This is a genomic window from Streptomyces sp. NPDC004721, from assembly GCF_053601495.1.
Map to the genome: position 1 here is coordinate 1 of NZ_JBSGBZ010000035.1, position 23,246 is coordinate 23,246.

Genomic DNA, 23,246 nt, shown 5'->3' on the forward strand with positions numbered 1-23,246 from the left:
GTGACCGGAAAGGTTTGCCGGGAAGCTCGCGGCGTCCGGTGCTGGGGGTACCTCCCACGCCTTTCAGGCTGTGGGGGAGCATCGCAAGGCGGAGCATCGCCCGCGTACTGGATGTACTCGGGTGATGCGACAACGCGGCGTGGGGGTACCCCCGGCCGAAGGCTTGGGGAGTGCCGTGCCGGGCGTCGCGAGCCGGTGAACCTTTCCGGTCACAGCACTAGGCCGTCGAACGGGAGCCGCGCCGGGTCGCTACGCGGGAACCGGGCCGGGTCGACGGGCGCGTCCCGGGTGAGACCTCGCACTCCCGATCGACACGGGCCCGGCGCGGATGATTCCCTGACCGGCATGACGAGCATCGCCGTGACCACCTGGTCCCTGGAGCAGACCTCCCCCACCGACCTCCTGCCGGCCGCCGTGCCCGAGGGGGACGTGCGGGTCGTCCGCTCCGAGGTTCCCTCCCCCGAGTTCAGCCGGTTCCTGTACGCCTCGGTCGGCGGCGACATCCGCTGGACGGACCGGCTGGGCTGGACGTACGCGCGGTGGCGGGAGTACCTGGAGCGTCCGGGTGTCGAGACATGGGTGGCGTACGACCGCGGTACTCCGGCGGGTTACGTCGAGCTGGAGGCACAGGACGAGGGCGTCGTGGAGATCGTCTACTTCGGGCTGATCGAGGCCTTCCGCGGCCGGCGGATCGGCGGCCACCTGCTGTCCAGCGGCACCGCCCGCGCCTGGGACCTGGCCGACCGCTGGCCCGGGCGGACGCCGACGAAGCGGGTGTGGCTGCACACGTGCAGCAAGGACGGCGAGTACGCGATGGACAACTACCAGCGCCGTGGCTTCAAGCTCTTCGACACCAAGGTCGAGGAGGAGGCGGAGGTGGCCACTCCGGGCCCCTGGCCGGGGGCTTACACGGCCTGACCTGCGGGTGCGCGCACGATCGCGGCGAGGCGCCGAACGACACCCCTGTCCTGAATGCCGGGACAGGGGTGTCCGCATGCCGGACGAAGCTGGACGCTGTCCAGATCGCCGTGCCAGGCTTTCCACCATGTCTGGAACTGGAGTCGCCTTGGTGAGCCGACGGCACGTCGACCACGGCCGTATGTCCAGCGCCATCTGTCCGGCGAGCTGACCTCACCCGCTGCGGCCTGACGGCCACGGGCCCGGGTCCATCAGTTTTCCCGATCTCCCGTTTTTCTGCTTTTCCGTTTTCCTCGGTTTTTCGCTTTCCCCCCGCTTTTCCCACCTGCGCACAGACGCGCATGCCTGCCCGTCTGCCCATGTGCCCTGCGCCCGCACAGGTCAGAGCCGCATTCCCGCTGTCCCGAAGGACGTATCGACCATGGCCGCCTCTCCGCAGAACCCCACCGCGCCCCGCCGCAAGGTGAGCCGTCACCGCGGCGAGGGGCAGTGGGCCGTGGGGCACCTGACCCCGCTCAACGGCAACGAACAGTTCAAGAAGGACGACGACGGTCTCAATGTGCGGACACGTATTGAGACGATCTACTCCAAGCGCGGTTTCGACTCGATCGACCCCAACGACCTGCGCGGCCGGATGCGCTGGTGGGGGCTCTACACCCAGCGCAAGCCCGGCATCGACGGCGGCAAGACCGCGATCCTGGAACCGGAGGAGCTGGACGACCGCTACTTCATGATGCGCGTGCGCATCGACGGCGGCCGGCTCACCACCCGGCAACTGCGGGTCATCGGCGAGGTCTCGCAGGAATTCGCGCGCGGCACCGCCGACATCACCGACCGGCAGAACATCCAGTACCACTGGATCCGGATCGAGGACGTGCCGGAGATCTGGAACCGCCTGGAGGCCGTCGGCCTGTCCACCGTCACCGCCTGCGGCGACACCCCGCGCGTGATGATCGGCTCCCCCGTCGCCGGCATCGCCGAGGACGAGATCGTCGACGCCACCCCCGCGCTGGAGGAGATGCAGCGCCGCGTCCTGGGCAACAAGGCGTACTCGAACCTCCCCCGGAAGTTCAAGACGGCCATCTCCGGCTCCCCGCTGCTCGACGTGGTCCACGAGATCAACGACGTCGCGTTCGTGGGCGTGCGCCACCCCGAGCACGGGCCCGGCTTCGACCTGTGGGTCGGCGGCGGCCTGTCCACCAACCCCAAGCTGGGCGTGCGACTGGGCGCCTGGGTGCCGCTGGAGGAGGTCCCGGACGTCTACGAGGGCGTCCTGTCGATCTTCCGTGACTACGGCTACCGGCGGCTGCGCAACCGGGCCCGGCTGAAGTTCCTGGTCGCCGACTGGGGTGCGGAGAGGTTCCGCCAGGTGCTGGAGGACGAGTACCTGAAGCGCAAGCTCGTCGACGGGCCCGCCCCCGAGGAGGCGGTCCAGCAGTGGCGCGACCACGTCGGCGTGCACCGGCAGAAGGACGGCCGCCACTACGTCGGTTTCGCCCCGCGGGTCGGCCGCATCGACGGCGCCACCCTCACGAAGATCGCCGAGCTGGCCGAGGCGCACGGCTCGGGGCGAGTCCGTACCACCGTCGAGCAGAAGATGATCATCCTCGATGTCGAGGAGGGCCAGGTCGACTCGCTGGTCGCCGCTCTGGAGGCCCTGGACCTCACCGCCCGGCCGTCCACCTTCCGGCGCGGCACCATGGCCTGCACCGGCATCGAGTTCTGCAAGCTCGCCATCGTCGAGACCAAGGCGCGCGGCGCCACGCTGATCGACGAACTCGAGCGCCGGCTGCCGGACTTCGACGAGCCGATCACCATCAACCTCAACGGCTGCCCCAACGCCTGCGCCCGCATCCAGGTGGCGGACATCGGCCTCAAGGGCCAACTGGTCGTCGACGACCGGGGCGAGCAGGTCGAGGGCTACCAGGTGCACCTGGGCGGCGCGCTCGGCCTGGAGCCCGGCTTCGGCCGCAAGGTGCGCGGGCTGAAGGTGACGGCACGGGAGCTGCCCGACTACATCGAGCGGGTCCTGACCCACTACCAGGAGCGGCGCGAGGACGGCGAGCGGTTCGCCACCTGGGCCGCACGGGCGTCCGAGGAGGAGCTGTCATGAGCGAGCGGGCCGCCCCCTTCTACTGCCCGTACTGCGGCGAGGAGGACCTCCGTCCCAGCGAGGAGGGCCACGGCGCCTGGGAGTGCGCGGGATGCAACCGGGCCTTCCGGCTGAAGTTCCTCGGGCTGCTCGCCCGGGGCGTCGGGCGAGCCGGCCACGAAGGGGACGAGGGGATATGACCACGACTCCGGAAGCAGGCGTGGAAGCCGGGTTGAAGGCACTGGCCGGACAGGCGGGCCGCGTCCTGGAGGACGCCTCCGCGCTGGAGATCCTCCAGTGGGCGGCCGACACCTTCGGCCGCCGGTTCTGCGTCACCTCGTCCATGGAGGACGCGGTGGTCGCCCACCTCGCCTCCCGTGCGATGCCGGGCGTGGACGTGGTGTTCCTCGACACCGGCTACCACTTCCCGGAGACCATCGGCACCCGCGACGCGGTCGAGGCCGTGATGGACGTCCACGTCATCACCCTCACCCCGGAGCAGACGGTCGCCGAGCAGGACGCCGAGTACGGTACGAAGCTGCACGACCGCGATCCGGACCTGTGCTGCCAGCTGCGCAAGGTGCGGCCGCTGGAGGAGGGCCTGAAGGGCTACACGGCGTGGGCGACCGGGCTGCGCCGCGACGAGTCCCCGACCCGGGCGAACACCCCGGTCGTCGGCTGGGACGAGAAGCGGCGGAAGGTCAAGGTCTCCCCGATCGCCCGCTGGACCCAGGACGACGTGGACGCCTACGTCGCCGAACACGGCGTCCTGACCAACCCGTTGCTGATGGACGGCTACGGCTCCGTGGGCTGCGCGCCCTGCACCCGGCGCCTGCTGGAGGGCGAGGACGCGCGCGCCGGCCGCTGGGCGGGCAGCGCCAAGACCGAGTGCGGACTGCACGGCTGACCATGACCCTGCTTTCCACGACCGCTTCCAGACACCTTCCAGACACAGGGAGACACACGTGACGACCGGAGCCACCGTCTGGCTCACGGGTCTGCCGAGCGCCGGCAAGACCACCATCGCGCACGAACTGGCCGGGCGGCTGCGTGCGGAGGGCCATCGTGTCGAGGTGCTCGACGGCGACGAGATCCGCGAGTTCCTCTCCGCGGGCCTCGGCTTCAGCCGCGCGGACCGGCACACCAACGTGCGGCGCATCGGCTTCGTCGCCGAACTGCTCGCCCGCAACGGCGTCAAGGCGCTGGTCCCGGTGATCGCGCCGTACACCGACAGCCGCGACGCGGTGCGCGACTGGCACGCGAAGAACGGCACGGCGTACCTGGAGGTGCACGTCGCCACCCCGGTCGAGGTGTGCTCCGTACGCGATGTGAAGGGTCTGTACGCCAAGCAGGCCGCGGGCGAACTGACGGGGCTGACGGGCGTCGACGACCCGTACGAGGAGCCCCTGTCGCCGGACCTGCGCGTCGAGTCGCAGCACCAGACGGTCCGGGAGTCGGCGGCTTCCGTGCACACGCTGCTCAGCGAAAGGGGACTGGCATGACGACCGTCGCCAAGACCAAGGCGGGCGACGAGGGGACGGGCAGTCCGTACGCCCTCTCCCACCTGGACGCGCTGGAATCCGAGGCGGTGCACATCTTCCGCGAGGTGGCGGGCGAGTTCGAGAACCCGGTGATCCTGTTCTCCGGCGGCAAGGACTCCATCGTCATGCTGCACCTGGCGCTGAAGGCGTTCAGGCCCGCCGCGGTCCCCTTCTCGCTGCTGCACGTGGACACCGGGCACAACTTCCCCGAGGTCCTCGACTACCGCGACCGCACGGTGGCCGGGCACGGCCTGCGGCTGCACGTCGCCTCCGTGCAGGACTACATCGACCGGGGCGTCCTCAAGGAGCGCCCGGACGGCACCCGCAACCCGCTCCAGACCCTCCCGCTGACCGAGAAGATCCAGTCCGAGCGGTTCGACGCGGTCTTCGGCGGCGGCCGCCGCGACGAGGAGAAGGCCCGCGCCAAGGAGCGGGTGTTCTCGCTGCGGGACGAGTTCTCCCAGTGGGACCCGCGCCGGCAGCGGCCCGAGCTGTGGAACCTCTACAACGGCCGGCACGCGCCCGGCGAGCACGTCCGGGTGTTCCCGCTGTCCAACTGGACCGAGCTGGACGTGTGGCAGTACATCGCCCGCGAGGGCATCGAGCTGCCCGGGATCTACTACGCCCACACGCGCGAGGTCTTCCGGCGCGACGGCATGTGGCTGACCGCCGGCGACTGGGGCGGCCCCAAGGACGGCGAGGCCGTGGAGAAGCGGCTCGTGCGCTACCGCACCGTCGGCGACATGTCGTGCACCGGCGCCGTGGACTCCGACGCCGACGCCATCGAGAAGGTGATCACCGAGATCGCCGCCTCGCGCCTCACCGAGCGCGGCGCCACCCGGGCCGACGACAAGCTGTCCGAGGCCGCGATGGAAGACCGCAAGCGCGAGGGGTACTTCTAGACATGACCACGACCACGACCACGGACCTGGCGGCCACCACCCTGCTGCGGTTCGCCACCGCCGGCTCCGTCGACGACGGCAAGTCCACCTTGGTGGGCCGGCTGCTGCACGACTCCAAGTCGGTCCTCGCCGACCAGCTGGAGGCCGTGGAGCGCGCCTCCGCGAGCCGCGGCCAGCAGGCCCCGGACCTCGCGCTGCTGACGGACGGGCTGCGCGCCGAGCGCGAGCAGGGCATCACCATCGACGTGGCCTACCGCTACTTCGCCACCCCGCGCCGCCGGTTCATCCTCGCCGACACGCCGGGCCATGTGCAGTACACGCGGAACATGGTCACCGGCGCGTCCACCGCCGAGCTGACGGTGATCCTGGTGGACGCCCGCAACGGCGTGGTGGAGCAGACCCGCCGGCACGCGGCGATCGCCGCGCTGCTGCGCGTGCCGCACGTGGTCCTGGCCGTGAACAAGATGGACCTGGTCGACTACCGCGAGTCCGTGTTCGCCGCGATCGCCGAGGAGTTCACGGCGTACGCCACCGAACTGGGCGTCCCCGAGGTCACCGCGATCCCGATCTCGGCGCTGGTCGGCGACAACGTGGTGGAGGCTTCCTCGACCATGGACTGGTACGGCGGCCCGACCGTCCTGGAGCACCTGGAGACGGTCCCGGTCAGCCACGACCTGGCGCACTGCCACGCACGGCTGCCCGTGCAGTACGTGATCCGGCCGCAGACCGCCGAGCACCCCGACTACCGCGGCTACGCCGGCCAGATCGCCGCCGGCAGCTTCCGGGTCGGCGACGAGGTCACGGTGCTGCCGTCCGGCCGCACCAGCCGGATCTCCGGCCTCGACCTGCTCGGCGAGCCGGTCGACGTGGCCTGGACGGCGCAGTCGGTGACGGTCCTGCTCCGGGACGACATCGACGTCTCGCGCGGCGATCTGATCGTGCCGAGCAAGGACGCGCCCGCCACCACCCAGGACGTGGAGGCGACCGTCTGCCACGTCGCCGACCAGCCGCTGACCGTCGGCCACCGGGTGCTGCTCAAGCACGGCACCCGCACGGTCAAGGCGATCGTCAAGGACATCCCGTCCCGGCTCACCCTGGACGACCTGTCCCTGCACCCGCACCCCGGGCAGCTCGTCGCCAACGACATCGGCCGGGTGAAGATCCGCACCGCCGAGCCGCTGCCGGTCGACTCCTACGCCGACTCGCGGCGCACCGGATCGTTCATCCTGATCGACCCCTCCGACGGCACCACGCTCACCGCCGGCATGGTCGGCGAGTCGTTCGCCTCGCCGATACCGGTCAAGGACGCGGCGGACGAGGACGGCTGGGACTTCTGACCATGAACTCCCCCGACTTCTACTCGACGTTCGCCAAGGAGGGCGGCCGGGTCGGCAGCGGCGCCCTCGGCAGCGGACAGGGCGGAGTGGCCCGATGTGCGCGCTGACGTACGCGCACCGCACGCGCGCCCTCACCCCCCACCCCCCGCGTAGAAGAAGACCTGCCGACCTCCCGGCCACGACCTGACGGGCGTGACCGCCGGGCCTGCGAGAGGACAGCCTCCCGTGCCAGCCAACCTTCCCCCGTTCCGCGACCGCCCGACCGGGGGCACCCGCACGCCCGTACTCCGCCGCGGCCTCGCCGTGGTCGCCGCCCTGCCCCTGCTCACGCTCGCCGCCTGCGGCTACGGCTCCCAGGCCGCCGACGACGGCGCCCAGCAGAAGGTGGCCGCCGGGGCCGAGAAGACCGACGGTCTCGACTCGGTCAGGATCGGCTACTTCGGCAATCTGACGCACGCGACCGCGCTGGTCGGCGTGAACAAGGGCTTCTTCCAGAAGGAGCTGGGCGCCACGGTCGTCAAGCCGTCGGTCTTCAACGCCGGGCCGTCCGAGATCGAGGCCCTCAACTCCGGCTCCATCGACATCGGCTGGATCGGCCCGTCCCCGGCGATCAACGGCTACACCAAGTCGGGCGGCAAGAGCCTGCGCATCATCGGCGGTTCGGCCTCCGGCGGGGTCAAGCTCGTGGTCGATCCGAAGAAGATCAAGTCCCTGAAGGACGTCAAGGGCAAGAAGATCGCGACCCCGCAGCTCGGCAACACGCAGGACGTCGCGTTCCTCAACTGGATCGCCGAGCAGGGCTGGAAGGTCGACGCGCAGAGCGGCAAGGGCGACGTCTCCGTGGTCCGCACCGATAACAAGATCACCCCGGACGCCTACAAGTCCGGCTCCATCGACGGCGCCTGGGTGCCGGAGCCGACCGCGTCCAAGCTGGTCGCCGAGGGTGCCAAGGTGCTGCTGGACGAGGCGTCGCTGTGGCCCGACAAGAAGTTCGTGATCACGAACATCATCGTGTCGCAGAAGTTCCTCAAGGAGCACCCGAAGGCCGTCGAGGCGGTACTGAAGGCCTCTGTGGACACCAACAAGTGGATCAACGCCAACCCGGACGAGGCGAAGGCCGCGGCGAACAGGCAACTGGGGGGCGACTCCGGCAAGGAACTGCCGGAGAACGTCCTGGACCCGGCGTGGAAGTCCATCCAGATCACCGACGACCCGCTGGCCTCGACCCTCGACGCCGAGGCGCAGCACGCGGTCAAGGCGGGCCTGCTGCAGAGCCCGAAACTGGCCGGCATCTACGACCTCGCCCCGCTGAACAAGGTCCTGAAGGCCGCGGGCGAGCCGACCGTCAGCGACGCCGGTCTCGGCGCCCAGTAGTCCCGTAGCTCCCGTAGCCGAAGAGTTCCCAGGAGGTGACGACCATGGCCACGACCCTCGCCAGGGCCGCCGAGACCGTAGAGCACGCGGCCCGCCTCGAGAACGTCTCGAAGTCCTTCGCGGGACCGGGCGGACAGCAGCTCGTCCTGGACGGCATCAGCCTCGATGTCGCGCCGGGCGAGTTCGTCACCCTCCTGGGGGCCTCGGGCTGCGGCAAGTCCACGCTGCTGAACCTGGTGGCGGGGCTCGACCAGCCGACCGCCGGGTCCATCACGACGGACGGCCGCCCCGCCCTGATGTTCCAGGAGCACGCCCTCTTCCCCTGGTTGACCGCGGGCAAGAACATCGAACTCGCCCTCCGGCTGCGGGGGGTGGCGAAGCCGGAGCGGCGCGGCCGGGCCGAGGAGCTGCTCGAACTCGTCCGGCTGAAGGGCGCGTACGGCAAGCGCGTCCACGAACTGTCCGGCGGGATGCGCCAGCGCGTCGCGATGGCCCGCGCGCTGGCCCAGGAGAGCAACCTGCTGCTGATGGACGAGCCGTTCGCGGCGCTCGACGCCATCACGCGGGACGTCCTGCACGACGAGCTGACCCGGATCTGGCAGCAGACCGGGGTGTCGGCGCTGTTCGTCACGCACAACGTGCGCGAGGCGGTGCGGCTGGCCCAGCGCGTGGTGCTGCTGTCCTCCCGCCCCGGCCGGGTGGCCCGTGAGTGGACGGTGGACATTCCCCAGCCGCGCCGCATCGAGGACGCGCCCGTGGCGGAACTGTCCCTGGAGATCACCGAAGTCCTGCGTGGGGAGATCCGCCGACATGGCCAGCACTGAGACGAAGACGGCGCGGGGCGCCGAACTGGCCGACGTGGAGGCCGGTCTGGACGCCCTGGAGGCCACGACGGCCGGCCGTACGCCGCTGCGCCAGACCCTGGTCAACAAGGTCCTGCCACCGGTCGTGGCGATCGCGGTGGTCCTGGTGGTCTGGCAGGCGCTGATCTCCTTCAAGGTGGTCGACGACCCGAGCAGGCTGCCCTCGCCCGCCGACGTGGGCGGCGAGTTCAAGGACGCCTGGTTGCAGGGCAAGCTGCTCGGCTTCATCTGGACGTCCGTCTCGCGCGGGCTGCTGGGCTTCCTGTTCGCGCTGGCGATCGGCACCCCGCTGGGGCTGCTGGTGGCCCGGGTGAAGTTCGTGCGCGCGGCCATCGGCCCGATCCTGTCCGGTCTCCAGTCGCTGCCCTCGGTGGCGTGGGTGCCGCCGGCGGTGATCTGGCTGGGCCTGGACAACTCGATGATGTACGCGGTGATCCTGCTCGGCGCGGTCCCGTCCATCGCCAACGGGCTGGTGTCCGGCATCGACCAGGTGCCGCCGCTGTTCCTGCGGGCGGGCCGCACGATGGGCGCGACGGGTGTCCGGGGCGCCTGGCACATCGTCCTGCCGGCCGCGCTGCCGGGCTATCTGGCCGGTCTGAAGCAGGGCTGGGCGTTCTCCTGGCGCTCGCTGATGGCGGCGGAGATCATCGCCTCCTCGCCGGACCTGGGCATCGGCCTGGGCGCGCTGCTGGAGAACGGCCGCAACGCCAGCTCCATGGCCATGGTGTTCGAGGCCATCATCCTGATCCTGTTCGTCGGCATCGCCATCGACCTGCTGATCTTCAGTCCGCTGGAGCGGTGGGTGCTGCGCAGCCGCGGTCTTCTCGTGAAGAGCTGAACGCCCGTGATCTCCCAGCCGGTTCTCCTCGTCGTCGCCCACGGCAGCCGCGATCCGCGCCATGCCGCGACCGTGCACGCGCTGGTCCGCCGGGTCCGGGCGCTGCGCCCCGGGCTGCGGGTGGAGACGGGCTTCCTGGACTTCAACGTCCCGTCCGTGCCGGGCGTGCTGGAGTCCCTGGCGGCCGACGGGGTGCGGGACGTCGTGGCGCTGCCGCTGCTGCTGACCCGCGCCTTCCACGCCAAGGCGGACATCCCCTCGGTGCTGCGCCGGGCACCGTCGCGGCTGCGGATCCGGCAGGCGGAGGTCCTCGGCCCCTCACCCCTGCTGACGGACGCCCTGGAACGCCGTCTGTACGAGGCGGGTCTCGACCCCGCCGACAAGTCCTCGACCGGGGTCGTACTGGCCTCGGCGGGGTCCTCCGACCCGGAGGCGATCGCAGTGATCGCAGAAATCGCGCGGGAGTGGCGGCACACCGGCTGGTGCGCCGTGCGGCCTGCGTTCGCCTCCGCATCCACGCCCCGCACCGAGGACGCGGTGCGGGAACTGCGGGAGCTGGGCTGCGCCAAGGTCGCGGTCGCGCCGTACGTGCTGGCACCGGGTTTCCTGCCGGACCGCATCGCTCGGGGCGCGGCCGAGGCCGGGGCCGACGTGCTGGCCGGGGTGCTCGGCCCGGCGCCGGAGGTGGCCCGGGTCCTGTTGGAGCGCTACGACGCCGCCCGGCTGCCGCTGTCCGCGGCCCTGGGAGCCTGACGGACGGGCGCCTGCTCCGGCCGCGGCCCGGCACTCCCCCGTGGTGCCGGTCCGCGGACGGTCCGACCACCGGCCGCCGATGATCGGCGAGCGGTGGTGTCGTTCAGTTCAGCGCGCGGCGGCACGCAAGTGTCACTGCCGTGCGGCGGGCGGGGCTCCGAATGTGGATCATCCGGTCCAAGCCGTGCGCCGAGGGGTGCGCGGCCCGGTCGGCCGGCACTCAGTCGAAGCGGAGTGATCCGGTGCGGGTGCGCTTGAGCTCGAAGAAGTCCGGCCGGGCCGCCAGGACCCGGAAGGCGTCGAACAGCTCGGCCGCCTCGGCCCCGCGCGGGATGGCCCGCAGCACCGGGCCGAACCACACCGTTCCGTCGACATGAAGGGTGGGCGTACCCACATACACGCCGGTGTCCGGCTCGGCGCCGGCCTCGTGACTGCGCCGTACCGCCTCGTCGTAGGACGGGTCGTGCGCGGCCGCCGCCAGGTCCTGGTCGAGTCCGAGTTCGGACAGGGACCCGGCGACCACCGCGTCGAAGTCCTCCTCCCCGCGTTCGTGAATGCGGACGCCGAACGCGGTGTACAGGTCCCGCAGCACCTTCTCGCCGTGCCGCTCGGCGGCGGCGACCGCGACGCGCACCGGGCCGATCGACTTGTCGACCAGATCCCGGTACCAGTCGGGCAGTTCGTTGCCGGTGTTGTGCAGGTACAGGCTCATGACGCGGAACCCGAGGTCGAGCGGACGCTCGCGTTCCACCTCCAGCAGCCAGCGGGAGGTGATCCAGGCGAAGGGGCAGGCGGGGTCGAAGAAGAAGTCGACGCGGGTCGGCGAGTCAGGGGTCATGGCGTCGACGCTAGTGCGCGATTGGCACAGGGTCGCGGTCCAATCAGAAGGTCTTTTCATGGGCCACCTGCCCTGTCGGGCCCACCTGGCCCGCCGGGTCCGTCTGGCCCGCCTAGTCTGCCCGGTCCGCCTGGCCCACCTAGCCTGCCGGGTCCGCCTGGCTCGCCGGGTCCGTCTGGCCCGCCGGGTCCGCCTGGCCCGCCTAGTCTGCCCGGTCCGCCCGGTCCACCTGGCCCACCTGGCCCACCTGGCCCACCTGGTCTGCCAGGTCCGCCCGGCCCCTACTCCGCCCGCAACCCGCCCTCCCGCAGCGCCGCGAGGTGCGCTCCGCGCGCGACCTGCACGACCTCGCGCCCGCTCTGCGCCAGCCGCCCCCCGATGGCACCGCCGACCGCCCCTGCCCCGATGATGATGTAGCGCATGGGACGAGCCTCCCACAGCCATCCGTGTGCTTCCCTTACCGGACGATCAAGGAGACCGTGTGACCCCGGAGTTGTTCACGCTCGGCGGCGACCTGCCCGTACGGCGCCTCGGCTACGGCACCGCGCAGCTCACCGGCCCCGGCTACTGGGGCCCGCGCGGCGACGCCCGGGACGCGGTGGCCGTGCTGCGGCGGGCGGTCGAGCGCGGGGTGACCCTGATCGACACCGCGGACAACTACGGGCCGTGCGTCGCCGAGGAACTGGTGGCCGAGGCCCTGCACCCCTACCCCGAGGACCTGGTGATCGCCACCAAGGGCGGGGTGGTCCGCACCAGCGACAGCGCCTGGCACATCGACGGCCGGCCGGAAGCGCTGCGGGCGATGTGCGAGGCGAGCCTGCGCCGGCTGCGGCTGGAGCGGATCGACCTGTACCAGCTGCACCGGCTCGACCCCGCCGTGCCGATGGCCGAACAGCTCGGCGCGCTCGAGGAGTTGCGCAAGGAGGGCAAGATCCGCCACATCGGCCTGGACTCCGTCTCCGCCGAAGAGCTCGCCGCGGCACTGGAGTCGACCGCCATCTCCTCCGTCCAGAACCGCTACAACCTCCTCGACCGCGCGTCCGAGCCGCTGCTGGAGCTGTGCGAGGAGCACGGGATCGCGTTCCTGCCGTGGTTCCCGCTGGGCAACGGCACGTTGACCGGGCACCCGGAGTGCGCCCGGGTCGCCGCCGCGCACGGCGCCACACCGGGGCAGGTGGCCCTGGCGTGGCTGCTGCACCGCTCCCCCGTGCTCTGCCCGACACCGGGCACGGGCACGCTCGCGCACCTGGAGGAGAACCTGGACGCGGCCGATGTGTCCCTCCGCGCCGACGAGCTGTCCCGGCTGTCCGCTCTCGGGTGAGCGCGCCCGCCCGGATCGCGTCGACCGCGTCCGCCCGGGTCAGGCGTCCGGGGCGGTCAGTTCGACGAGTTTGAGCACCGTGTTCCAGTTCCGGCTGGTGGCGATCAGGTCCTTGTTCAGCCGCTTCCTGGACAGGTGCTCGGCGAGCTTGGAGCGGCCGAGCCCGTCCGGCGCGTACAGGTACAGGGCCCGGTCGCCGAGACGGAACTCCTCGGGCAGGTAGGCGTCCCGGTCGATCTCCGCGTAGCGCCCCGCTTCGACGGGCGCGGAGAAGTAGGTCACGTGCAGCTGCCTGCCCTCCAGCTCGGCGGCCGGGAACGGGCAGGCCTCGGCGACCGCCCGCAGATAGGCGTGGTCGCGCACGATCACGTCCACCGGGAAGCCGAACCGCTTCTCCAGCGCCGCCGTGAGCTCCGCGGCCAGCGACTCCTCGTCGCCGTGACCGGCGGCGAAGACGGCCTGGCCGCTCTGGAGATGGGTGCGCACGCGGGTGTGGCCGAGCTCCGCCACCAGGGTACGCAGATCGGCCATCGGGACCTTCTTGCCGCCCACGTTGATTCCGCGCAGCAGCGCGGCATACGTCGTCATCCGCCCACGATAGAGCGACCGGCGGAACGGACACCCTGATCCGCGCCCCCGAGAAGCCGGGATAGGTGTAAGGGGTCGGCGTACTCCCCAGTGCGGAGGAAACGGGGTCCGGCAGGAGGAGCCCCGGCGGGGGCACTTCACCGGTCAGCACGACGAGCGGGGCATCCCCCCGCCCCTACCTTCGATGCGGAAGGTGACGGCAGGGGGCCGTCGCCGCGCACGAGGTCCGCAGGGCCTTTCAAGAAGGGGCAAGCCCGTCATGGTGAACGGAGAGACACGGGTGCGGGGCCTCGCCGCGCGGGCCGGCGGCTGGAGCGCCCGGCATCGATGGGCCGCCGTCGGTGTCTGGGTGCTGTTCGTCGTCCTGGCGATGGGGCTCGGTACGGCGGCCGGCCGGCTGGACGTCAAGGAGAGCGACCAGCTCAAGGGCGAGACGCACACCGCAGCGAAGATCATCGAGGACGCGGGGATCAAGGAGCCGGCGAGCGAGACCGTCCTGATCCAGGCGAAGGACGGATCCGGCAAGGCCACGGACGCCGGCTTCCGGGCGGCCGTCGGCGACGTGATCACGGCCGTCGAGGGAACCGGCCTGGTCACGGACGTGACCTCGCCGTACGACACGAAGACCATCTCCGGGGACGGCCGCAGCGCGCTGGTGCAGTTCGCGCTGCGCGGCGAGGCGGACACCGCGGGCGAGCGGGTGGAGCCCGTGCTCCAGGCCGTGGCGAACGTCCAGAAGGACCACTCCTCGCTGCGGATCGAGGAGATCGGCGGCGCCAGCATGCAGAAGCAGTACTCCGACGCCTTCGGGGACGACTTCCAGCAGGCCGAGTTCTCCGCCGTGCCCGTGGCCCTCGGCATTCTGCTGATCGCCTTCGGCGCGCTGGTGGCCGCGCTGCTGCCGGTGGCGCTGGCGATCACCGCGATCATGGCGACGATGGGCCTGATGGGCATCGTCAGCCACCTGCAGCCGATGAGCGACACCGCCAACTCCGTGATGCTGCTGGTCGGCATGGCGGTCGGCGTCGACTACTGCCTGTTCTACCTGCGCCGCGAGCGCGAGGAGCGGGAGGCCGGGCGGGACCCGGGGACCGCGCTGCGCATCGCCGCCGCGACCAGCGGGCGCGCGATCATCGTCTCCGGCGTCACGGTGTGCGTGGCGATGGCGGGCATGCTGTTCACCGGGGTCGCCGAGTTCGAGGCGATGGGCCTGGCCTCGCTGATGGTGGTGGCCGTCGCCATGGTGGGCTCGGTGACCGTGCTGCCGGCGCTGCTGTCGCTGCTGGGCGAGCGGGTCGAGAAGGGGCGCGTGCCGTTCCTGCGGCGGAGCCGGAGCGGCAACGGGGAGAGCAGGTTCTGGACGGGCGTGCTGCGGCGTGTGCTGGCCCGGCCCGTGGTGTCGGCCGTGGTGGCCGTGGGCGCGCTGCTCGCCGTCGCGGCTCCGGCACTGGGCATGAAGACCTCGCAGCTCACGCTGGACCAGGAGTTCGGCGACTCGCTGCCCATCGTGCAGACCTACCAGCGGCTGAACGAGGCCTTCCCCGGCGGTTCCCAGCCGGCCCAGGTGGTCGTGAAGGCCGAGGACGTCAACGCCCCCGAAGTACGGCAGGCGTTGACCGCGTTCAAGGAGCGGGCCATCGCCTCGGGCGCCTCGCGCGGCCCGGTCGACATCAGGCTGCACGAGGACCGGAACGTCGCCCTCGTCTCCGTCCCGCTGGTCGGCGGCTCGGACCTCGACAAGGCGGGCAGGAGCCTGGAGAAGCTGCGTGACGAGGTGCGGCCCGCCACGCTGGGCAAGGTCGACGGCCTCCAGGCGCCGATCACCGGCCAGGTCGCCGGCTCGCACGACTTCAACGCCCAGCTCGTCGGCTCCGTCGTGCCGGTCTTCGTCTTCGTCGTGGTCTTCGCCTTCCTGCTGATGCTGCTGTCGTTCCGTTCGCTGACCGTCGCGATCACCTCGATCGTGCTGAACCTGCTGTCCGTGGGCGCCGCCTACGGCATCCTCGTCGCGGTCTTCCAGCACGGCTGGGGCGCGTCCCTGGTGGGCGCCCACGGCGTCGGCGCGATCGTCACCTGGCTGCCGCTGTTCCTGTTCGTGATCCTGTTCGGCCTGTCGATGGACTACCACGTCTTCGTGGTCTCCCGGATCCGCGAGGCGCGGCTGCGCGGCCGCGCCACGAAGGACGCGATCCAGCACGGTGTGGTCACCACGGCGGGTGTCGTCACCAGCGCCGCGGTCATCATGGTCGCCGTGTTCGCGATCTTCGGGACGCTGTCCATGCAGTCGATGAAGCAGATGGGCGTGGGCCTGGCGGCCGCGGTGCTCATCGACGCCACGGTCATCCGCGGTGTGCTGCTGCCCGCGGTGATGTCCCTGCTGGGCGAACGCAACTGGTACCTGCCCAAGTGGCTGCACCGCCTGCCGGACCTCACCCACGACGAGACCCCGGAGGCGGTCGCGGGCACGCCCGCCCCGCCCGCCCCGAGCAAGGGCGAGCCACTGGGCGTGTGAGCCCTCCGCGGGCGGCGCTCGTCACCTTCGCCCGGCGGGCAGTTCGGCCTCGATGAGGTCGGCCGCCCGCCGGGTGCCGCCTTCCTGGGCCATGGCGGCCTGGACGTCCTTCAGCCGCCGGGCCACCTCGGGGTCGTCGACGAGGGCGAGGGCGGTGGCACGCAGGGTCTCGGCGGTCGCCTCCTCCATGGGGAGGTGGCGGGCCACGCCGAGGCCCTGGAGCATGTCCGCGTTGCCGAACTGGTCGACGGCCTGCGGTACGGCGATCATCGGCGTCCCGGTGGCCATGCCCTCCTGGCTGCCCCCGGCCCCGGCGTGCGTGACGAACAGGTCCGCCTTGCGCAGGACCGCCAACTGCGGCACCCAGGAGCGCACTTCGACGTTCGCGGGGACGTGACCGAGTTCGTCCGGGCGCACGTGCCTGCCGACCTGGAGCACCGTGTGCCAGCCCGGCAGCTCGCCGAAGGCCCTGACGCACTCCCGGTAGAAGTCGGGCTGTTTGGTGAAGGCGGAGCCGAGCGAGACGAGCACCACCTTCTCGGCCCCGGCGGGCCGCTCCCAGTCGCCCTGCGCCGAGCGGTCGCCCTGGCAGGCGCCGACGAAGCTGTGGACCTTCTCGTCGACGCGGTCGGCGTGCGGTTGCAGCGCGCGGGGGATCAGGACGATCGAGCGGTCGGGGCGGCCGGCGAACGGGTCCGGGTGCAGAGTGATCCCGTTCTCCGCGAGCCACGCCTCGAAGCGGGCGTAGTAGGCCCGGCCCCGCTCCGTCTTCCGGGGCTCGGCCCACATCGGTTCGGCGACCTCCTCCTCGTATCCCTCCCAGGCCACGAGGTTCGGCGAGAGGGAGATCGCGGGCACGCCCCAGCGGTGGGCGAGGACGCGGGCCGGGTAGGAGGTGATGTCGTGCAGGACGAGGTCCGGCTCGTCGTCCCGGTAGGCCTCGATCAGCTGGGGCAGGGCCTGGATCGCGTCGTTCAGGAACGGCTCGACGTTGTCGAGCAGCGTGCTTCCCCAAGCGGAGGGGTCGTCGTCGGGCGAGGGCAGCGTGGAGTGCCAGGGCTTCACCTCCGCGCCGGTCTCGGCGACCTTGTCCGCGAAGACGGGCGGGATGGCGTACGTCACCCGGTGTCCGCGCGCGACGAGTTCCCGGATCACTTCGAGGCTGGGGTTCACGTGTCCGTGGGCGGCGATGGAGAACATGGCGATGTGGGTGCGAGTGGGCATGCCCGGACCCTAGGCGAGACGATACGTCTCGTGCAAAGCGTTTTCGGTGCCTGCGGACGGACCGCCCCGGCCGGGACACCGGACACCGGCCCCGACCTGTGCGGATGCGACACTGACCCGGCGAAAGGGCGGGGCTTCGGCGCGGATGCCGTGGCCCGGACGAGGACACGGAGGCGGACGATGGACGAGGCGCGGGCTCGGGAGGTACTGGCCGGGACGGGGGTGTTGCCCGGTCCGGCACGCGACGCGCGGCTGCTCGCCCTGGGCGAGAACGCGGTGTTCGCGGCCGGGGACCTCGTCGTCAAGGTGGGCCGGGACGCCGAACTGTGGGAGCGGGCGCGGCGCGAGCTGCGGATCGCGCTGTGGTTGGCCGAGGCCGGTGTCCCGGCGGTGCGGGCCGCCGCCGCGGAGGCGATCCTCGCCGAGGGGCATCCGGTGACCGTGTGGCACCGGCTGCCCGATCCGGTGCGGCCCGCCGAGCCGCGGGACCTGGCCGAACTGCTGCGCCTGGTCCACGCCCTGCCCGCCCCCGGCTTCGAGCTGCCGCGCCGCGAGCTGCTCGGCGGCGTGGAACGCTGGCTGCGGCTCGCGGGCGACACGATCGACCCGGCCGACGCGGCGTATCTGCGCGAGCGCCGCGACGGCTTCGCGGCGGCCGCCGCCGCGCTCACCCCGCAGCTGCCGCCGGGCCCGATCCACGGCGACGCGCTGCCGCGCAATGTCCACGTCGGTCCGGACGGGCCGGTCCTGGTCGACCTGGAGACCTTCTCCTCCGACCTGCGCGAGCACGACCTGGTGGTCATGGCCCTGTCCCGGGACCGCTACGGCCTGCCCGCCGAGGCGTACGACGCCTTCACCGGGACGTACGGCTGGGACGTACGCGAGTGGGAGGGCTGCCCGGTGCTGCGCGGCGCCCGCGAGACGGCCAGCTGCGCCTGGGTCGCCCAGCACGCCCCCAGCAACCCCAAGGCGCTGACCGAGTTCGAACGCCGGGTGGCGTCCCTGCGGGACGGGGACACCACCGTGCGCTGGTACCCGTTCTGACCTTCCGCCCCGGCCCCTTCCGCCCCAGGACCGGTCGCTGGACCGTCAGCAGCCGCCGGCGCGGGCCGAGCGACAGCCGGTCCGCGGGCCCGCCGACCGCGACCGTCCAGGTAAGCCGACCGGGACGAACCGGAGCCGACCCGCGGGGCTGTCGAGCATGGCCGAACCGGCAAGCCGGCCGCCCGGACCGCGCCCCCCCGGCGACCGTGACCGGACCGGCAGGCCCGCCGCGACGAGCGGCAGCCGGTCCGCGGGCACGACGAGCGTGACCGGAACGGCGAAGCCCGCTGCTCGGACCGCGCCCCCGGCGCCCCGAGCTCAGACCGTCTCACCCGCCGGCTGCCGCAGCGGCCACGCGCCGTCGACCACCGCGTGCGGGTCGCCCTTGCGGCGCAGGAAGTCCTGGAAGTCCGCCGCCCAGGCGGCGTGCCACTCGATCTGGCGGCGGTGCAGCTCCGCCGGGCCGAGAGCCGCGACCTTGGAGTGGCGGCCGGCTATCGCGGCGGCCAGCCGGGCCGCCGCGAGGGCGTCGGCAGAGGCGTCGTGGGCGGCGTCCAGGACGACGCCGTACTCCGCACAGACCGCCTCCAGGGTGCGCTTGCCCCTGCGGTAGCGGTCGGCCCAGCGGTCGATGGTGTACGGGTCGACGACCGGGCCCGGCTCCGCTCCGCCCAGGCGGTCGCTCAGGGACGGCAGTCCGTACCGGTGCAGTTCGGCGGAGAGCAGGGTCAGGTCGAAGGTCGCGTTGTACGCCACGACCGGCACGCCCGTCTTCCAGTAGCCGGTCAGGGCGTCCGCGATGGCGTCCGCGACCCGGTCGGCCGGCTCGCCCTCGGCGGCCGCGCGTTCGTTGCTGATCCCGTGCACCGCCACCGCCTCCGCCGGGATCTCCACGCCGGGATCCGCCAGCCACTCCCGGCGTCCCCCCGGCTCCCCTCCCCTGACCTCGATCACGGCCCCGGTGACGATGCGCGCCTCGCGCGGATCCGTCCCGGTCGTCTCCAGGTCGAAGCCGATCAGCAGCTCCCGGTGCCAGCCCATGGCGGCCCCCCTTCTCGGTGGTGCGTTCCCCCAGTGGCCTCCACGATCGCACGCGCCACTGACAATCCGAGGACCACGTTCCGCTTTCCGCCCGGGGACTGAGGGCGTTTCAGGACACCGGGCGCGAATCCGCCCACATCAGCTCGAACTCCTCGCGATAGGTGGAGAAGAGCCCTCCCTCGTCGATCTCGCCGGGTTTGACCACCTTGTTCCCGTTCCGCAGGACGAAGACGGGGGCCTCCATGCCCCGGCTGCGCCGCAGATAGGACTGCACGACCGCGATGCCGTCCGAGCCGTCGCCGTCGACCAGGTAGGCGGTGACGCGGGGGGTCTCGTCGTAGACCTGGATCTCGAAGGCGCCCGGGTCGCGCAGCCGGCCGCGCACCCGGCGCATGTGGAGGATGTTCATCTCCACCGAGCGGCTCAGCTCGCCGCGCTTGAGCCCGAGTTCGCGCTCACGCCGCTTCACCGCGCTGGACGCCGGGTTCAGGAACAGCAGCCGCACCCGGCAGCCGGACTCGGCGAGCCGCACCATGCGGCGGCCGGAGAAGTTCTGCACGAGCAGGTTCAGGCCGATGCCGATGACGTCCAGGCGGCGGGCGCCGCCGAAGATGTCCTCGGCCGGGAACTGGCGCAGCAGCCGCACCCGGTCGGGGTGCACCGCGACCACGTCGGCGTACCGGTCGCCGACGAGGTCCTCGACCGCGTCGACCGGCAGCCGCCGGGCGGAGGGCACGTCGCCACCGGTGCCGAGGATGTCGAGCAGCCGTGCGGAGGCCCGCTCGGCCTGGCTGAGCACCGTCTCGGACAGGGCCCGGTTGCGGGAGACGACGTTGCGGGCCACCTCCAGCTCGTCCAGGGCGAGTTCGACGTCCCGGCGCTCGTCTATGTAGGGCGCGAAGCACGGCCAGTGCTGCACCACCAGCTCACGCAGTTGCGGCAGGGTGAGGAAGCTGATCACGTTGTCGTCGGCCGGGTCGAGCAAGTAGCCCTTGCGACGGCTGACTTCGCGTACCGCGACGGCCCGCTGCACCCACTCCTGGCCGGCCGGTCCGGCGGCGGCCACCACCCAGTCGTCGCCGTGGACGGGCTCGTAGACGGGGCGCAGCACGGCGGCCACGACGGCGCGCAGCCGCTGTTCGACGAGGTTCAGCCAGATGTAGGCGCGGCCGGCCCGCTGGGCGCGCGTGCGCACTTCGCGCCAGGCGCCCGCGTCCCAGTCCAGCTCCGGCCCGATGGCACCCGCGTCCATCGGCCTCGCCAGGGACACCGCACCGGACGGGACGTCTGCGGAGTTCCCCTCGTGACCCTCGTCACCAGGGGGCAGCTCCAGGCCTCCCGAGCCCACCCGTGCACCGCCTTCCGCTCCCCCGGGCACTCCCCGTCCCAACGATCAAGGAAGGGTACTCCGGGAGCGGCGCGCGACGCAGCCGGATGCACAGCTCCTTTCTCAACTTCCGCACGCCGTTTGCCCGTTCCGGCGGGCCGGGGCCTGACGAGTGAGCTGATTCATAGCCGGTGACCGGCACCGGCCGCCGCCCGCGTCCCGGGCGGCGCGGTGGAACCCCGTGTCCGCCACCTCACCGGGTGAGTGCCGGCCCGCCCGTTGACCCGCGGGCACGCCCCGGCCCCATGGCCCACTCGGGCCACCCCGCCCGCCCTGTCCACTCTGTCCGCGCTGTCCGCGCTGTCCGCGCTGTTGACAGGGGCCCTCCTCGCCCCACGGGCACCGTTCACCCCAGCGGTTCGGCACACGGACGTGCGTCATAGGTGCTTCCCCGACTTTCCTGGAGACTCGGAGCCAAGGCGCCACCCGCGGCGCCGCACACCTGAAAGAGTCTTGTCCATGCAGGTCTGGCCTGGAGAGGCGTACCCACTCGGCGCCACGTACGACGGCGCCGGCACCAACTTCGCGGTCTTCACGGAGGCCGCGGACCGAGTAGAGCTGTGTCTGCTGCACGACGACGGCTCGGAGACGGCGGTGGAACTGCGGGAGAGCGACGCGTTCGTCCGGCACGCGTACGTGCCCGGCGTCATGCCGGGACAGCGGTACGGGTTCCGGGTGCACGGTCCCTACGTCCCGGAGCGCGGACTGCTCTGCAACTCGGCGAAGCTGCTGCTCGACCCGTACGCGCGTGCGATCAGCGGCTCGATCCGGTGGGGGGAGGAGGTGTACGGCTACCACTTCGACGACCCCGGCCGGCGCAACGACCTGGACTCGGCGCCGCACACCATGACGTCCGTCGTGGTCAACCCGTACTTCGACTGGGGCGACGACCGGCTGCCGCGCCGCGGCTACCACGAGACGGTGATCTACGAGGCCCACGTCAAGGGCCTCACCATGCGCCACCCGGGACTGCCCGAGGAGTTGCGCGGTACCTACGCGGGCCTGGCCCACCCGGCGGTCATCGATCATCTGACCGAACTCGGCGTCACCGCCCTCGAACTGATGCCCGTACACCAGTTCGTGAACGATCACCGCCTGGTCGACCTGGGCCTCAACAACTACTGGGGCTACAACACGATCGGCTTCTTCGCCCCGCACAACGCCTACGCCTCCTGGGGCGACCGCGGCCAGCAGGTCCTGGAGTTCAAGTCGGCGGTCCGGGCGCTGCACGAGGCCGGGATCGAGGTCATCCTCGACGTGGTCTACAACCACACCGCCGAGGGCAACCACCTGGGCCCCACACTGTCGTTCAAGGGCATCGACAACCCGCGCTACTACCGGCTCACCGACGACCCGCGCTACTACATGGACACCACGGGCACCGGGAACTCCCTGCTCATGCGGTCCCCGCACGTGCTCCAGCTGATCATGGACTCGCTGCGCTACTGGGTCACCGAGATGCACGTCGACGGCTTCCGCTTCGACCTGGCGGCCACCCTGGCACGGCAGTTCCACGAGGTGGACCGGCTGTCGTCGTTCTTCGACCTGGTGCAGCAGGACCCGGTGGTCTCCCAGGTGAAGCTGATCGCCGAGCCCTGGGACGTCGGCGAGGGCGGCTACCAGGTGGGGAACTTCCCGCCGCTGTGGACCGAGTGGAACGGCAAGTACCGCGACACCGTGCGGGACCTGTGGCGCGGCGAACCGCGGGCCCTCGCCGAGTTCGCCTCCCGGCTGACCGGCTCCTCCGACCTCTACCAGGACGACGGCCGCCGCCCGCTGGCCTCGATCAACTTCGTCACCTGCCACGACGGTTTCACCCTGCAGGACCTGGTGTCGTACAACGACAAGCACAACGAGGCCAACGGCGAGGACAACCGGGACGGCGAGAGCCACAACCGGTCCTGGAACTGCGGCACCGAGGGCGACAGCGACGACCCCCGGGTGCTCGAACTGCGGGCGCGGCAGACGCGGAACTTCGTCGCGACGCTGATGCTGTCCCAGGGCGTGCCCATGATCAGCCACGGCGACGAGTTCGCGCGCACCCAGCGCGGCAACAACAACGCCTACTGCCAGGACAACGAGCTGTCCTGGGTGCGCTGGCCGGAGCCCGGCGAACAGGACGCCGAACTGCTGGACTTCGTCCGGGCGATGGCGGGGCTGCGCAGGGACCACCCGGTCTTCCGGCGACGCCGCTTCTTCCACGGACGGCCGGTGGAGGGCACGCACGACGAGCTGTCCGACATCGCCTGGTTCACCCCCGAGGGCCGGGAGATGACCCAGCAGGACTGGGACTCGGCGCGGGCCTCCGCGCTGACCGTGTTCCTCAACGGCAACGCGATCTCGGAGCCCGGCACGCGCGGGGAGCGGATCGCCGACGACTCCTTCCTGCTGCTGTTCAACGCCGCGCCGAAGCCGCTCGACTTCGCCGTGCCGGTCGATCACGGGCCCCAATGGCAGGTGGTGGTGGACACCGCGCGCACGGACCCGGTCCCGCCGGGCACCGGCCCCAAGGTGCGGGCCGGGGAACGACTCACCCTGACGGACCGCAGCCTGACCGTGCTGCGACGGCCCGCGTAGCACCCGTTCCGCGCCGGACGAGGAGCCTGCGCGGAACGCCCCCTGCGAGGAGCCGGCGCGCCACCCCGTCGAGGAGCCGGCGCGGCGCTCACCCAT

The 23,246-nt window shown here is 71.8% G+C and carries 19 protein-coding genes and 2 pseudogenes; 15 read left to right on the top strand and 6 right to left on the bottom strand.

The features are described from left to right. Positions 1-345: 345 nt before the first annotated feature. From ACWEK3_RS27640 to ACWEK3_RS27690, 11 genes and pseudogenes are all read left to right on the top strand, one after another. Entirely contained in the window at positions 346-918 is a 573-nt protein-coding gene (locus ACWEK3_RS27640; RefSeq protein ID WP_450540519.1) for a GNAT family N-acetyltransferase, read from the top strand. A 421-nt stretch (positions 919-1,339) separates the two neighbouring features. Further along, positions 1,340-3,031 (top strand): nitrite/sulfite reductase, encoded by a 1,692-nt coding sequence (locus ACWEK3_RS27645; protein ID WP_453250847.1) that lies wholly within the window; start codon positions 1,340-1,342, stop codon positions 3,029-3,031. Then, entirely contained in the window at positions 3,028-3,210 is a 183-nt protein-coding gene (locus ACWEK3_RS27650; protein ID WP_361412369.1) for a hypothetical protein, read from the top strand. Before ACWEK3_RS27645 ends, ACWEK3_RS27650 begins: the two co-directional genes overlap by 4 nt. Then, entirely contained in the window at positions 3,207-3,917 is a 711-nt protein-coding gene (locus ACWEK3_RS27655) for a phosphoadenylyl-sulfate reductase (protein WP_453250848.1), read from the top strand. The genes ACWEK3_RS27650 and ACWEK3_RS27655 overlap by 4 nt, the downstream gene beginning before the upstream one ends. A gap of 34 nt (positions 3,918-3,951) precedes the next feature. Beyond that, a pseudogene (cysC, locus tag ACWEK3_RS27660) lies at positions 3,952-4,512 on the top strand (adenylyl-sulfate kinase); the annotation flags it as partial. After that, entirely contained in the window at positions 4,509-5,453 is a 945-nt protein-coding gene (gene cysD / locus ACWEK3_RS27665; RefSeq protein WP_453250849.1) for a sulfate adenylyltransferase subunit CysD, read from the top strand. The pseudogene cysC and the gene cysD, both read left to right, overlap by 4 nt. A gap of 2 nt (positions 5,454-5,455) precedes the next feature. Further along, positions 5,456-6,790, top strand: a complete 1,335-nt coding sequence (locus ACWEK3_RS27670) for a sulfate adenylyltransferase subunit 1 (RefSeq protein WP_450540527.1) — start codon at positions 5,456-5,458, stop codon at positions 6,788-6,790. A gap of 225 nt (positions 6,791-7,015) precedes the next feature. Further along, the gene (locus ACWEK3_RS27675) at positions 7,016-8,164 is read left to right on the top strand and encodes an aliphatic sulfonate ABC transporter substrate-binding protein (protein ID WP_453250850.1); all 1,149 of its coding nucleotides are present in this window, start codon (positions 7,016-7,018) and stop codon (positions 8,162-8,164) included. Between the two features lie 44 nt (positions 8,165-8,208). After that, positions 8,209-8,988, top strand: a complete 780-nt coding sequence (locus ACWEK3_RS27680) for an ABC transporter ATP-binding protein (RefSeq protein WP_453250851.1) — start codon at positions 8,209-8,211, stop codon at positions 8,986-8,988. Beyond that, the gene (locus tag ACWEK3_RS27685; RefSeq protein WP_390727992.1) at positions 8,975-9,865 is read left to right on the top strand and encodes an ABC transporter permease; all 891 of its coding nucleotides are present in this window, start codon (positions 8,975-8,977) and stop codon (positions 9,863-9,865) included. Before ACWEK3_RS27680 ends, ACWEK3_RS27685 begins: the two co-directional genes overlap by 14 nt. A gap of 9 nt (positions 9,866-9,874) precedes the next feature. Then, positions 9,875-10,618, top strand: a complete 744-nt coding sequence (locus tag ACWEK3_RS27690) for a sirohydrochlorin chelatase (protein ID WP_450540582.1) — start codon at positions 9,875-9,877, stop codon at positions 10,616-10,618. Positions 10,619-10,838: 220 nt separating this feature from the next. On the opposite strand, the gene ACWEK3_RS27695 is transcribed toward ACWEK3_RS27690, so the two are convergent. Next, the gene (locus tag ACWEK3_RS27695) at positions 10,839-11,456 is read right to left on the bottom strand and encodes a mycothiol-dependent nitroreductase Rv2466c family protein (RefSeq protein ID WP_453250852.1); all 618 of its coding nucleotides are present in this window, start codon (positions 11,454-11,456) and stop codon (positions 10,839-10,841) included. Positions 11,457-11,746: 290 nt separating this feature from the next. Further along, a pseudogene (locus ACWEK3_RS27700) lies at positions 11,747-11,878 on the bottom strand (2-dehydropantoate 2-reductase N-terminal domain-containing protein); the annotation flags it as partial. Positions 11,879-11,937: 59 nt separating this feature from the next. Here ACWEK3_RS27700 and ACWEK3_RS27705 point away from each other — a divergent pair. Further along, complete coding sequence (locus ACWEK3_RS27705; RefSeq protein ID WP_453250853.1) at positions 11,938-12,777, top strand: aldo/keto reductase; 840 nt, start codon at positions 11,938-11,940, stop codon at positions 12,775-12,777. Between the two features lie 39 nt (positions 12,778-12,816). Here ACWEK3_RS27705 and ACWEK3_RS27710 read toward each other — a convergent pair whose 3' ends face one another. Then, positions 12,817-13,365 (bottom strand): DUF1697 domain-containing protein, encoded by a 549-nt coding sequence (locus ACWEK3_RS27710; protein ID WP_453250854.1) that lies wholly within the window; start codon positions 13,363-13,365, stop codon positions 12,817-12,819. Positions 13,366-13,624: 259 nt separating this feature from the next. On the opposite strand from ACWEK3_RS27710, the gene ACWEK3_RS27715 reads away from it, so the two are divergent. Then, entirely contained in the window at positions 13,625-15,877 is a 2,253-nt protein-coding gene (locus ACWEK3_RS27715) for an MMPL family transporter (protein ID WP_453250855.1), read from the top strand. Positions 15,878-15,898: 21 nt separating this feature from the next. Here ACWEK3_RS27715 and mgt read toward each other — a convergent pair whose 3' ends face one another. Continuing rightward, entirely contained in the window at positions 15,899-17,101 is a 1,203-nt protein-coding gene (gene mgt, locus ACWEK3_RS27720; protein ID WP_450540537.1) for a macrolide-inactivating glycosyltransferase, read from the bottom strand. Between the two features lie 180 nt (positions 17,102-17,281). On the opposite strand from mgt, the gene ACWEK3_RS27725 reads away from it, so the two are divergent. Beyond that, positions 17,282-18,145 (top strand): phosphotransferase enzyme family protein, encoded by an 864-nt coding sequence (locus tag ACWEK3_RS27725; RefSeq protein ID WP_453250856.1) that lies wholly within the window; start codon positions 17,282-17,284, stop codon positions 18,143-18,145. Positions 18,146-18,463: 318 nt separating this feature from the next. Here the strand turns inward: ACWEK3_RS27725 and ACWEK3_RS27730 are convergent, their stop codons facing one another. Continuing rightward, positions 18,464-19,186: an exonuclease domain-containing protein gene (locus tag ACWEK3_RS27730; RefSeq protein ID WP_453250857.1), complete on the bottom strand. Its 723-nt coding sequence runs from the start codon at positions 19,184-19,186 to the stop codon at positions 18,464-18,466. A gap of 109 nt (positions 19,187-19,295) precedes the next feature. Beyond that, positions 19,296-20,534, bottom strand: coding sequence for an SAV2148 family HEPN domain-containing protein (locus ACWEK3_RS27735; RefSeq protein WP_453250858.1), 1,239 nt, complete (start codon positions 20,532-20,534; stop codon positions 19,296-19,298). A gap of 498 nt (positions 20,535-21,032) precedes the next feature. On the opposite strand from ACWEK3_RS27735, the gene glgX reads away from it, so the two are divergent. After that, the gene (gene glgX / locus ACWEK3_RS27740; RefSeq protein ID WP_450540544.1) at positions 21,033-23,150 is read left to right on the top strand and encodes a glycogen debranching protein GlgX; all 2,118 of its coding nucleotides are present in this window, start codon (positions 21,033-21,035) and stop codon (positions 23,148-23,150) included. Positions 23,151-23,246: the final 96 nt, after the last annotated feature.

Bases quoted from the DNA above. Each gene is read 5' to 3' on its own strand.
- ACWEK3_RS27640 (WP_450540519.1), top strand. From the start codon at position 346: ATGACGAGCATCGCCGTGACCACCTGGTCCCTGGAGCAGACCTCCCCC.
- ACWEK3_RS27730 (WP_453250857.1), bottom strand. From the start codon at position 19,186: ATGGGCTGGCACCGGGAGCTGCTGATCGGCTTCGACCTGGAGACGACC.
- ACWEK3_RS27670 (WP_450540527.1), top strand. From the start codon at position 5,456: ATGACCACGACCACGACCACGGACCTGGCGGCCACCACCCTGCTGCGG.
- ACWEK3_RS27650 (WP_361412369.1), top strand. From the start codon at position 3,028: ATGAGCGAGCGGGCCGCCCCCTTCTACTGCCCGTACTGCGGCGAGGAG.
- mgt (WP_450540537.1), bottom strand. From the start codon at position 17,101: ATGCCCACTCGCACCCACATCGCCATGTTCTCCATCGCCGCCCACGGA.
- ACWEK3_RS27655 (WP_453250848.1), top strand. From the start codon at position 3,207: ATGACCACGACTCCGGAAGCAGGCGTGGAAGCCGGGTTGAAGGCACTG.
- ACWEK3_RS27695 (WP_453250852.1), bottom strand. From the start codon at position 11,456: ATGACCCCTGACTCGCCGACCCGCGTCGACTTCTTCTTCGACCCCGCC.
- ACWEK3_RS27645 (WP_453250847.1), top strand. From the start codon at position 1,340: ATGGCCGCCTCTCCGCAGAACCCCACCGCGCCCCGCCGCAAGGTGAGC.
- ACWEK3_RS27710 (WP_453250854.1), bottom strand. From the start codon at position 13,365: ATGACGACGTATGCCGCGCTGCTGCGCGGAATCAACGTGGGCGGCAAG.
- cysD (WP_453250849.1), top strand. From the start codon at position 4,509: ATGACGACCGTCGCCAAGACCAAGGCGGGCGACGAGGGGACGGGCAGT.
- glgX (WP_450540544.1), top strand. From the start codon at position 21,033: ATGCAGGTCTGGCCTGGAGAGGCGTACCCACTCGGCGCCACGTACGAC.
- ACWEK3_RS27725 (WP_453250856.1), top strand. From the start codon at position 17,282: ATGGACGAGGCGCGGGCTCGGGAGGTACTGGCCGGGACGGGGGTGTTG.
- ACWEK3_RS27685 (WP_390727992.1), top strand. From the start codon at position 8,975: ATGGCCAGCACTGAGACGAAGACGGCGCGGGGCGCCGAACTGGCCGAC.
- ACWEK3_RS27715 (WP_453250855.1), top strand. From the start codon at position 13,625: ATGGTGAACGGAGAGACACGGGTGCGGGGCCTCGCCGCGCGGGCCGGC.
- ACWEK3_RS27680 (WP_453250851.1), top strand. From the start codon at position 8,209: ATGGCCACGACCCTCGCCAGGGCCGCCGAGACCGTAGAGCACGCGGCC.